Source organism: Polaribacter sp. SA4-12 (assembly GCF_002163675.1).
Taxonomy (GTDB): Bacteria; Bacteroidota; Bacteroidia; order Flavobacteriales; family Flavobacteriaceae; genus Polaribacter.
The window spans coordinates 1740943-1752799 of the sequence record NZ_CP019334.1 but is presented as its reverse complement, the minus strand read 5'-3'; the positions used below and the strand labels follow the sequence as shown (position 1 = coordinate 1752799).

Below are 11857 nucleotides of genomic sequence, written 5' to 3'. Positions count from 1 at the left end.
AAATTAAATATGAAAAAAATATTTTACTTAATAATATGTTTAACACTTTTTATGTGTTCTAATAAAGTAGAAAAGAAAGCATCAAAATCTTCTATTGTTTTTTCAGAATGTTTATCTGAAGAAACTATTAATAACCTAGATGATGGAGTATTGGTTTTCGAGAATCATTTAAAAGAAGTTTATGGAAGTAGAGCTAAAACTAATTTAGAATTATATAAACTTTTCTTAAATGATTTTTCAAAAATGTCATTAAGAAGAGATTTTTTTCAAACTAAAAAAGCAAAAAAGTTTTTAGTTGATTTTAAAAAATCAGAATCATTTAAAGTATTATATAAGTTATATGAAGAGCCTAAGTATGAAGATGATTTTGATATCGTTATAACAGAAAGAAAAGGTGCAGAAAATATAAAAAAAGAGGTTCCAGTTTTTTATGTTTTAAACGAAAACGAAAAATTTTGTTCTTGTTTAAGAATGGCGATTAAAAATAATGATTTGAAAGATTATTATGCAATGACAAAGTTAACAGATGATATTTCTCCGATGTTAAAATCAAGTGCAATGCTTTTAATGATTGATGATTTAGGAGAAGATATTAATAGCTTAAAATTATCAATATTTTTTGATTTGTATTATGGTTCGTTTTTAATGTTTAATTAGATTTTATATGAAAAAACAAGACAAAATATTAATAGTCGGAGCAGGTTTATGTGGTTCTTTACTCGCATTAAGACTCGCACAAAGAGGTTTTAAAGTTGAGGTATATGAAAGCAGGCCAGATTTAAGAACTGTAGATATTTCTGCAGGAAGATCTATCAATTTAGCTTTGTCAGACAGAGGATTTAAAGCACTTCGTTTGTGTGGAGTAGAAGAGAAGGCAAGAGAAATTTGTATTCCGATGTATGGACGATTAATTCACGATACAAAAGGAAACCTTTTTGCTTCTAATTATTCAGGAAGAGAAAACGAATATATCAACTCAATTTCTAGAGGAGATTTAAACGGAATTCTTTTAACAGAAGCAGAAAAGCACGAAAATGTAAATATTCATTTTAATAAAAAGTGTAAAAATGTTGATATTGAAAACTCAATTGCACATTTTAAAGATTATAAAACCAAAGAGGAATTTTCTTTAAAAGCTGATGTTATTTTTGGAACGGATGGAGCTGGTTCTTCACTAAGGAAAAGCTATTATTTAGAACGTAAATTCTTGTTTAGCTATTCTCAAAATTATTTAAATCACGGATATAAAGAGCTGGAGATTCCTGCAGATAAATCAGGAAATCATCAAATAAGTAAGGGACATTTACATATTTGGCCTCGTGGCGATTTTATGTTAATTGCACTTCCAAACTTAGACGGAAGTTTTACAGTAACTTTATTTTTAAGTTACGATGAAGGCGAATTTAATTTCGAAAACTTAACATCCGAAGAAAAAATAACTGAATTTTTCGAGAAAGAATTTCCAGATGCTTTGGCGCTAATTCCGAATATAAAAGACGAGTTTCTAAACAATCCAACTGGCGCTTTAGGAACCGTAAAATGTTCACCTTGGTCGTATCAAAATAAAACCATTTTAATGGGAGATTCTGCACACGCAATTGTCCCTTTTTACGGACAAGGAATGAATGCTTCTTTTGAAGATGTTGTCGTTTTTGATGAAATTCTAGATCAAGATTTAGGCGATTGGAAATCTGTTTTCAAAACTTATGAAAAGACACGAAAAAAAGACACAGATGCTATTGCAGATTTAGCGATTGATAATTTTCATGAGATGAGAGATCATGTCGCGAATCCATTATTCAAAAAGAAGAGAAAGATAGAAATGGATTTAGAAAAGACATTTCCAAAACAGTATTTCTCTAAATATTCATTGGTTACTTTTAATGAAAACATCAGTTATAACGAAGCAATGAAAAAAGGTCGTGCACAAGACAAAGCCTTACTGAATTTAATTGCTGATGATAAAGTTGATACACATTTAAATATGACAAAAGCCGAATTAAAAGTCATTTTAGAGAAGGTGAAAATTGAAACAAATACTATTTTAGAGAAAGATAAAATTGCAGGATTGTAATCTTTTTTGAAGCTATTTCCTGCTTTCACTACTCGCTTTTTTTGAGAAAAACAAAAAAGAGCTCAAACAGACCGTTCAATCAGGGCTAAGCATTTTTATAAAAGTTATTGATTAATTTTAAGTAAAAGAAACTTTAAACACCAAATGAAAAAATATATTGTTTTATTAAGAGGAATTAATGTGTCAGGAAGAAATAAACTTCCAATGGCAGATTTACGTGATTTATTAAACGATTTAGGTTTTAAAAATGTGCAAACATATATTCAAAGTGGAAATATTATTTTAGAAGCAGGTGAGGGTAAATCGGTAATTTGTAATAAAATTAAAGAAGGAATTCAAACCAAATTCGGTTATGATGTTCCTGTCATTGCAAGAACAATTCCCGAATGGAAAAAAGCAATAGTTAAGTATCCTTTTTCAACAGAAAATGAAAAAATAGTTGCATTTGTTTTCTTAAACAAAAAAGTATATGAAACAAAAATAGAAGTAAAAGGTATCAATAACGATCAATATTTAATCGATAACGATATGGTTTACATTTATTGTGAAACAGGTTTTGGGAAGACCAAACTTTCTAATAATTTATTTGAAAGAAAATTGAATGTGACAGCAACAAGTAGAAATTATAATACAACATTAAAATTATTAGAGTTGGCAGAAAGCCCATCCTAACCTTCCCAAAGGGAAGGAATGAGTTTGTGAGCGAAGAAAAAGATATTTTATTCATTAATAAATAAAAAAGAATAACAAGAAAACTCAAATACCCGTTTAGAGTTTCTCCCTTTATGGGAGATTAAGAGGGAATTAATATGATAACACCAAGAGGCGCATATCCACATGTAAAAGTTGTGGGTGATTTTATTTTTGTTTCAGGAACAAGTTCAAGAAGAGCAGATAATTCAATTGCAGGAGTTGATATTATTGATGAAATGGGAACGAAACATCTAAATATAGAAACGCAAACTAGAGAAGTTTTAAAAAATATAGACACTAATTTACAGGCAGTTGGAGCAAGTATAAAAGATGTAGTAGATGTTTCTACCTTTCTAGTAAATATGAATGATTTTGCAGGTTATAATAAAACCTATGCAGAGTTTTTTGATAAAGAAACAGGACCAACAAGAACAACAGTTGCAGTGCATCAATTACCACATCCGGATTTGGTGGTGGAGATTAAAGTTACTGCTTATAAAAAGAAATAAATATTAAGAATCAAGAATAGAGAGTCAAGAATAAAGATAGGAGTGGTCTTTTTTCTCTCTTCTTTTTTCTTTAATCGGTGAATGAAATGAAAATCCAAAACTACATAAACGGACAATTTGTAAATCCTACTTTAGGGAATTATATAGATAATTACAATCCATCAAATGGAGAAGTGTATGGTCATATTCCTAATTCAACAAAAGAAGATGTAGAAAAAGCTTATGAAGCTGCAGAAAAAGCATTTCCGAGTTGGTCTAACACAACATTAGCAACGAGAAGTAAAATCTTGTCTAAAATAGCTGAATTGATAAAAGGAAAATTACACTTTTTAGGCGAAGCAGAATCTATAGATAATGGAAAACCAATTAGTTTAGCAAAAGCAATAGATATTCCAAGAGCAGCAGCAAATTTTCAGTTCTATGCAAATGCAATTACACAGTTTTCATCAGAAGCTCATGAAAGTGTTGGATTAAATGCAATGAATTTTACATTACGTCAACCAATAGGTGTTGTAGGTTGTATTTCTCCTTGGAATTTACCTTTGTATTTATTTTCGTGGAAAATTGCACCAGCAATTGCAGCAGGTAACTGTGTGGTTGCAAAACCGAGTGAAATTACACCAATGACAGCTTATTTATTAGGAGAAATTTGTACAGAAGCTGGCCTTCCACAAGGAGTTTTAAATATTGTTCACGGTTTAGGAACTATAACAGGTCAAGCAATTGTTGAGCATCCAAATATTAAAGCAATTTCATTTACTGGAGGAACAAAAACAGGAGCACATATTGCCAGAATTGCAGCGCCAATGTTTAAGAAATTATCTTTAGAATTGGGAGGAAAGAACCCAAATATCATTTTTGCAGATTGCGATTATGAGAAGATGTTAGAAACGACAGTTCAATCTTCTTTTTCAAATCAAGGTCAGATTTGTTTATGCGGAAGTAGAATTTTTGTGGAAGAAAAAATCTATGAGAAATTTAAGAAAGATTTTATTAAAAATGTTAAACAATTAAAAGTTGGGCATCCATCAAAAAGGAATATAGATGTTGGCGCATTAGTTTCTAAAGAACATTTAGAGAAGATAGAATCGTATGTTGAAATTGCAGAAAATGAAGGTGGAAAAATTTTATGTGGAGGTTTAGAAGTTACAATTCCTGGATATGAAAATGGCTATTATTTTCAGCCTACAGTAATTGAAGTAACAGATAATTCTTGTCGCGTAAATCAAGAAGAAATATTTGGACCAATAGTAACTATTATGTCCTTTAGAACTGATGAAGAAGCGTTGCAATTGGCAAACGACACAAAATACGGATTATCATCAACGTTGTGGACCAATAATTTAAACAGAACCATGCAGTTCTCTAAACAATTACATACAGGAATTGTTTGGGTAAATACGTGGATGTTGCGAGATTTAAGAACACCTTTTGGTGGCCAAAAAGCAAGTGGAATAGGAAGAGAAGGTGGTTTTGAAGCGTTACGTTTCTTTACAGAGGCAAAGAATATATGTATTCAATATAGCCCATCTTAATCTTCCCAAAGGGAAGAAACACTGTTGTGTTTTAAAAAATGTTAATAATAAGATAATAAAAAAAGAAAGACTAACACGTGTTGGTTTCCTTCCCTTTGGGAAGGGTTAGGGATGGGCTTATGAACAAGGAGTTAAGAGAAAAAATTATACAAGTTTGTAATGAGAAAATTGAGAAAAAAGGAAAGAATGTTGGTTTGTCTTTTTATGCGTTTTTTAAAAATAAAAATGACACCCCAATTTTATTAATGGAAGTTGCAACTTGGTGGATTGAAACGAACAAGTTAGATCATTTTGAAAAAGCCGTGAAGATTAAACATATGATTATAGAAAATAAAAGCCCATCTTAATCTTCCCAAAGGGAAGAAACTGTTGTGGGTAAAAAGTAAAAAAAATGTTTTATATTAAAATTAAATTACTAACACGTATTAAATCTCCTTCCCTTTGGGAAGGGTTAGGGATGGACTTATGGATTTACAATTAAAAAACAAAAATGCTTTAGTTTGTGGTAGCACACAAGGAATAGGAAAAGCAACAGCATTAGCATTAGCAGAAGAAGGAGTAAATATTACTTTAATTGCTAGAAATGAAGAAAAACTAAAAGCAGTTTTGGCAGAATTACCAAATAAGAATCAATGTCATAGTTATTTGGTGGCAGATTTTTCTAAACCAGAAGAGTTAGAAGGTATTTTAAAAAATACGGATGCTAATTTTCATATTTTGGTAAATAATACTGGTGGACCAAAAGGAGGAGAGCTTTTAATTGCAACAACATCAGAATTATTAAATGCATTTCAAATGCATATTATTTGTAATCAAATCTTAGTGCAAGCAGTTGTTCCTTTTATGAAATTAGAAAAATATGGTAGAATTATTAATGTAATTTCTACTTCTGTAAAAGAACCAATTCCAGGTTTAGGAGTTTCTAATACGATCAGAAATGCCGTTGGAAATTGGTCAAAAACTCTGGCGTCAGAATTGGGGCAATTCCAAATTACGGTAAATAATGTGTTACCAGGTTTTACAGATACAGCACGTTTAGATCAGATAATTAAGATAAAAGCACAAAAAGCAAACACAAGTGAAGCAGAAATGGAACAAATTTTAAAAAGTTATGTTCCTGCAGGTCGTTTTGCTAAACCAGAAGAAACAGCCGCCGCAGTAACGTTTTTAGCAAGTAAACAAGCAAGTTATATTAACGGAATTAACATTCCTGTTGATGGTGGAAGAACGAAAAGTTTGTAAAATTATTAGAAGCTATTTCCTGCTTTCCACTATATCTTTTTTCTGAAATAGAAAAAAGGATGTCGTTTCAATCAGGGCTAAACTTGTTTGCCTAATTCAGTAATAAAAAGTAATAGAAAGATACTTTTTAAAGACATAAAAATTCACTAATTTTAAAGTCTTTAATATAAAAATCTATAAAATGAATTTAGTACAACCGTTAAATTTTAAAAAGTGGATTGATGAACATCGTCATTTATTAAAACCGCCAGTTGGAAACAAATGTGTTTGGGATAATGGTGAATATATTGTGATGGTTGTTGGTGGACCAAATAATAGAAAAGATTATCATTATAATGAAACACCAGAATTTTTCTACCAGGTTGAGGGAGATATGATTTTAAAAATCATAGATGATAAAGGCAAAATGATTGATGTAGAAATTAATGAAGGTGATATTTATTTATTGCCAGCAAAAGTACCCCATTCTCCACAGAGAAAGGAAAAAACGGTTGGTTTGGTGATTGAATATCCACGAAAGAAGAAGATGAAAGATGCTTTAGAATGGTATTGTGAAAACTGTGGAAATCAATTATATAGAAAGAAATTTAAGTTAGATAATATTGAAACGGATATGCCAATAATTTTTGATAAATATTATTCTGACACTAAAAAATGTACTTGCAAAAAATGTGGAACAGTGATGCAGCCACCAAATAATACCCAATCCTAACCTTCCCAAAGAGAAGGAACACATAGCGAAAGCAACAACCATAAATTAAAAAATCAAAAAGTAATGTCAAATTCATTAGAAAACAAAAGTGTTCTCCCTTTTGGGGAAAAGGGGCATCGAAAACTTCGCATAAACGGACATTCGCATTTATTACCTTATCCAGAAGAAATTCCTCAGTTTATGAAGGATAAAGAAATCTTTTGGGTAGATGATGAACGTAAACATATGTTGCAAAAAGGATGGAAACGTCCTGTAACAGATTCTAGTTTTTTCTTAGATGAGAAATTATTGTGGATGGAAAAAAACAAGATTGATCACGCTGTTGTTTTGAATCTTTCTCAGTTATATGGAAACGGTTTGCGTTTAGAAGAAATGAAAAAAGCATTGCGTTTTCAAAATGATTTTAACGCAAAAGTACAGAGAGAACATCCGTCTAAATTTACGTGTGGCTTTGTTGTGCATCCTGGTTTTATTTATGGAGCATTAGATGAAATGAAGCGTTGTGTAGAAGAATTAGATTTAAAAGTTTTGTGTTTACCAACACATTTTATGGATTCTATTGGTCAATGGCGTAGTGTTTTTGATGAAGAAAATGATCGGATTTTTGAATTGGCAGACAAATACAAATTAGCAATTGAAATTCATCCTTATGATGGCGATAAAATGATAAAATTAGAAAATACCAATTGGCGTTTTCACTTAATTTGGATGTTGGCCCAATGTGGAGATGCATATCATTTTTATACATTAAACGGAATGCAAGAACGTTTTAAAAACATTAGAACTTGTTTTGCACACGGAGGTCAATTGGCACAAATGAATTTGGGAAGAAGAATTCAAGGTTTTGATGGAAGACCAGATTTATTTGAAGGAAAAACGCATCCTAGAAAAGCAGTTGGTCATAAAAATATCTTTTTTGATACGTTGGTTCATGATACAGATTCTTTAGGATTAATGTTTAAAAGACAAGGAACAAGTCAGGTTTTAATGGGGTTAGATGATCCTTATCCTTTAGGAGAAATGGAAAGTGATAGACAATCTTCATATCCTGGAAAAATATTGGATTTAGCCATGGAAGAAAACATTATTTCTGAAAAAGAAAAAGGAGAAATCTGGGAAGACAATGTGTTGCAATGGTTGTTTGGTGATGATGAAAAAGCGAAACAAGAATTGATTGATAAAATTTTAGGATAGTATGCATTTGGAAGTTTTCAGTACGTTGTAAGATGCAAGCTAAAAATTACAAATTATATAGGATCCTATATAATTTAAAGGAATAATGAAGGAAATATGTGTATAGCTCAAATGAACTATTTGTGCTTTTAAAATTTGTTGAATAAACGCATTATATCTATAGCAAAAATATTTTTATTAAGAAGGAATTATTTAAATCTCAAATCATATGAAATGCCTAAGTTGTAGAATAAATAATACTCTCCTTTAGATAAACTTTTCTCTTCTCTAAAGATACCCAAAGAAATACTCCAAGCATTCTTTTTGTTATTTGATGTAAATGAATAACCTCCAGTTACCTTTTGTGATTGTAAATCGAAAACAACTGCTTGGTTTGTATTTACAGGAAAGCGTTCTACTTCCGGAGAAAAACCAGCACCAATAGACAAGCTAAAGTAATTGTCTGCATCGCTATAATATTTTCTATAGGTTAACGTACCTGATGTACTTGTCCCATCATCTCCAGGGGTAATATATGTTCTAAATGCCCAGTAACTATTACCTGTATACCAACCCACAGATCCTGTATAAATTATTGTTGTAGTTGAAAATTGCAATCCTCTAAAACCTAAAGAGGCTTCAAAACTACGAGGTAAAGATTTGTATAATTCTGCTCCATATCTAACTTTTGGAAAGAGATTTGAGTTCGATAACCCAGCACTAACATACGCATAGAGACCATTTGCAATTCTAGGATATAAATCTACTTCATATTGATAACTATCTGTATCAAACCTTCTTGAATAATTAATTTTTCCTGTAATGCTACCGTATTTAGTCTGTCTGGTGTAGTTTAACGTACTGTAGTGAGATTGACTTCTTTCGTTTTTGTTATAAAAAATAGTAGAATAATTAACCCCAATAGCATTAAAACGCAATGAATTAAATAAGCTCTTTTTATAGGAAAGAGCATTTTGATTATCTTTATCTAAACGAATAATTTCATTTAAAGTGCGCAGTGCTTCTTCTGGCTTATTTAATTTTTCTTCAGACCTTGCTTTTTGATATAGTATGTCAGTATCCGCAGGGAAATGAAATAATGCTTTTTTTATCAATTCTTTTGCTCGAAAAGGAAGTTCTGCGTAAAATTCACTTTTTATAGCTGCAATCCAATCTAGTTTTCTTTTAGCATCTTTTTTTAATACAAAATCAAACCCTTCTCTAGCCATTTTATAATTACCATCCCAAGAATAGGTGTTTGCTAAAAACGACCTTAAATCTAAGTAATTAGGGTATTTGGCTATAATAAGTTTCAATAATTCTTGTGCTTCTTTTCTTTGATTATTGAAGGCCATTTCCCTTGCTTGTTCAAAACCCGTATCCGGATTTCCAGTAAATTCTTTTTGTTGCGAAAAAATCGGAGAAATTAACAAGAATAACATAGCAACAATACAGCTCTTTTTAAAATATCTTACTTCCATTATTTTAATGTTTTTTTGAATTTGATATACTCTTTGTTTTTAGGGTAAATCTTTAAAAGACTATCCATTACTTTTACAGAATATGAGGTCTGTTTTAATCTTTTATAAGCTTTTGCTAATTTAAAACTTAGCAAAGGGTTTCTTATCTTGTTTTTTAAAGCTTTTTTAGCAATAATAACGCCTTTTTCATCTTGATTAGACCACCAGTATAAATCTAGTAAAGCAACATATGGATCGTCATAAAAAGGTTCTCTTTTTAGTGTGTTCAGAAACTCTTTTTCTGCTAATTCATAGTCCCCATCCCAAGACAATGTTCGTCCTTTTAACATCCTAGTATCTGCATGATTTGGTAATGCTTTTAAAATATGATCACACAATATTCTAGCCATTTTTCTTTTTCCAGCAAAAGCTTGTTGTCTTGCAATAAGAAAAACTTCGTCATACGATTTTCCTTTTATCAATTCTTTCTTGTTTTTTTCTTCTTCTGCTGTTAATTGAATCTTGTTTGTTTGAGCTTTGTTTTTTATTGGAGGATAAATTTTATCTTGAGATGTAACGTAATTATTTACCTTTTTATACTCGTTAAACGAGTCAATCATTTTAGCTAAGACTTTATCAATTTTTACTTTTTTGATATTGAAGGATGGTGCTATTTTATACAAATCTCCACTAGAATATAAATAGTCTTTAACTATAAAGTCTTTTAATCCGCCTTTATAACGCATCAATCCAATTTGATGAATATTTCTAAAATTCTTTGCTGTATCTAACCCTTTTCCTAACCAAGCTGTTTGCTTAATTGGTGAGATAAATTTATTGTTAGACAAAAAAGAGACTAAACTTGGAGCAACATCTAAATGAGAAGAAACCGATTTAAACCTTTGTGGTTTTTTCAACATTGGACTATAAATAATTAGAGGAACGTGAAATCTACAGAGTTTGTCTTTTTGCTCAATAGGAATTAAGCGATGGTCTCCTGTAAAAATAAATATTGTATTTTTATAATCATCTTTTTTCTGATATGCTTTCATAAAATCTTCTATAGATTTATCAGTATATAATAATGCTGCAAAAATATTTTTGCTTGCTTCAATATCTTTTCTTGTAATTTTTAAGTTTTGAGTATTGTTAAAAAGACTATCTACTTTTGCTTTGTAAACATTGTTACTAGGAATCAAGAAGGGCTCGTGAGTACTTAATGTTAATGCAACATCAAACCTAGGAACTTGCTTAACATTGTATGTATTTAACATTTTTTTAAAAAGCTCGCTATCTGGATATCCCCAAGAAAATCCATTAGAGTCACCATCTGTTTTTTTGTAAGAATCTTCAAATTTATTTTCATCTACGATGTTTTCTACTTTATTGTATTCTAAAAAGTTAATAATTTTATCAAAATTTGATTGAGTGCCCGAAAAGTAAGAAGTTGTGTAGTCATTTTCTTTTAAAATACTAAACAATGATATATGCGAAGGAGTTTCTGGTATTTCTAAAAACCCACTATCACCAAAAGGCAATGAGCCTAATAATGATGGCATTACACCAAAGGTTCTTCCTGTTGTACTAAGAAAGTTTTCCCAATACAAAGATTTTGAAATTAGGCTATCTAAATAGGGTGTAAATCCGCTATAATGATTTCCATCTAAAAATTCACTTCCAAATCCTTCTAAAATTACGATAACTATGTTAGGTTTTTTTTGCGGAATATTAAAAAATGGACTTAAAACATCTTTGGTTTTTATTGCTGAATTGAGTAAAGGGTATTCATTTGTACTTGACAAAGCATACGTGTTATTATTTAGCTTACTAATTTTATAATCTATAATATCATTAGCTAAAAAATATACTTTATTTTGATACTTGTCCTCTTTAACATTTGAAACTAAAAAGTTAAATGGAAGAATGATGGCAAACAGTATTAAAATTATTTTAAGTAAGTAATCATCAAACACTTTTTTCTTGAAAAAGGCGTGTATTAACAAAAATAATATTGGAAAAATTAAAAATGGAGAGAAGCTAGCTAGCGAAGCAGAAGACTCTTGTGAGGAGACTGTTTTAAAAATATCTTCAACAGAATAGCCTAAAATATCTGCACCCAAATTTATTAATGTTGTTAGGCTGTATCTTACTAATGTAAGGTTACCAAGAACAAGGAGTGTAGCTATAATTACAAATACAATTTGTCCGTATTTTTTTCTTCCTATATTGAGTAATAGAAATATGGGTAAGTAAATAATTCCAATCAGAAGAACAGTCCAAATATCATTTAAAAACTTAAATGTGATTAATTTCATTGTAAATAAAAGTGTTTTATCACTTTTAACCTGTAAAAACACTTCTCCAAAACTGATCAGCCAAAATATTACTATTAATGCTAAAATTACCTTCAGGTAATTGATAGGTATTTTTTTTAATAAATATTTAATCATGCTATAGGT

General features: G+C 30.2%; 11 protein-coding genes. 9 read left to right on the top strand and 2 right to left on the bottom strand.

The features are described 5' to 3' along the window. The first annotated feature begins 9 nt into the window (after positions 1-9). The 9 genes from BTO07_RS07545 to BTO07_RS07505 all read left to right on the top strand — a co-directional run bounded on the left by BTO07_RS07545 (position 10) and on the right by BTO07_RS07505 (position 7959). A complete protein-coding gene (locus BTO07_RS07545; RefSeq protein ID WP_157663307.1) occupies positions 10-657 on the top strand; it encodes a hypothetical protein in 648 nt (215 codons plus the stop codon). 7 nt (positions 658-664) lie between these two features. Further along, positions 665-2074 (top strand): FAD-dependent oxidoreductase, encoded by a 1410-nt coding sequence (locus tag BTO07_RS07540; protein WP_087520652.1) that lies wholly within the window; start codon positions 665-667, stop codon positions 2072-2074. Positions 2075-2218: 144 nt separating this feature from the next. Further along, positions 2219-2746: a DUF1697 domain-containing protein gene (locus BTO07_RS07535; RefSeq protein WP_087520651.1), complete on the top strand. Its 528-nt coding sequence runs from the start codon at positions 2219-2221 to the stop codon at positions 2744-2746. Positions 2747-2883: 137 nt separating this feature from the next. Further along, entirely contained in the window at positions 2884-3276 is a 393-nt protein-coding gene (locus BTO07_RS07530) for a RidA family protein (protein WP_087520650.1), read from the top strand. 86 nt (positions 3277-3362) lie between these two features. Beyond that, the gene (locus BTO07_RS07525) at positions 3363-4811 is read left to right on the top strand and encodes an aldehyde dehydrogenase (RefSeq protein WP_087520649.1); all 1449 of its coding nucleotides are present in this window, start codon (positions 3363-3365) and stop codon (positions 4809-4811) included. Positions 4812-4930: 119 nt separating this feature from the next. Further along, positions 4931-5158 carry a DUF6500 family protein gene (locus BTO07_RS07520; RefSeq protein WP_087520648.1) on the top strand — a complete coding sequence of 76 codons (228 nt, stop codon included), beginning with the start codon at positions 4931-4933 and terminating at the stop codon, positions 5156-5158. A gap of 118 nt (positions 5159-5276) precedes the next feature. Further along, a complete protein-coding gene (locus BTO07_RS07515; RefSeq protein WP_087520647.1) occupies positions 5277-6053 on the top strand; it encodes an SDR family oxidoreductase in 777 nt (258 codons plus the stop codon). Positions 6054-6234: 181 nt separating this feature from the next. Beyond that, entirely contained in the window at positions 6235-6765 is a 531-nt protein-coding gene (locus BTO07_RS07510) for a 3-hydroxyanthranilate 3,4-dioxygenase (protein WP_087520646.1), read from the top strand. 63 nt (positions 6766-6828) lie between these two features. Continuing rightward, on the top strand, positions 6829-7959 hold the full coding sequence (locus BTO07_RS07505) for an amidohydrolase family protein (RefSeq protein WP_087520645.1): 1131 nt from the start codon (positions 6829-6831) through the stop codon (positions 7957-7959). A gap of 188 nt (positions 7960-8147) precedes the next feature. Here the strand turns inward: BTO07_RS07505 and BTO07_RS07500 are convergent, their stop codons facing one another. Both BTO07_RS07500 and BTO07_RS07495 read right to left on the bottom strand, forming a co-directional pair. Continuing rightward, positions 8148-9419 carry a YaiO family outer membrane beta-barrel protein gene (locus tag BTO07_RS07500; protein WP_087520644.1) on the bottom strand — a complete coding sequence of 424 codons (1272 nt, stop codon included), beginning with the start codon at positions 9417-9419 and terminating at the stop codon, positions 8148-8150. Then, on the bottom strand, positions 9419-11848 hold the full coding sequence (locus BTO07_RS07495; RefSeq protein ID WP_087520643.1) for an LTA synthase family protein: 2430 nt from the start codon (positions 11846-11848) through the stop codon (positions 9419-9421). Before BTO07_RS07495 ends, BTO07_RS07500 begins: the two co-directional genes overlap by 1 nt. Between the last annotated feature and the right edge of the window lie 9 nt (positions 11849-11857).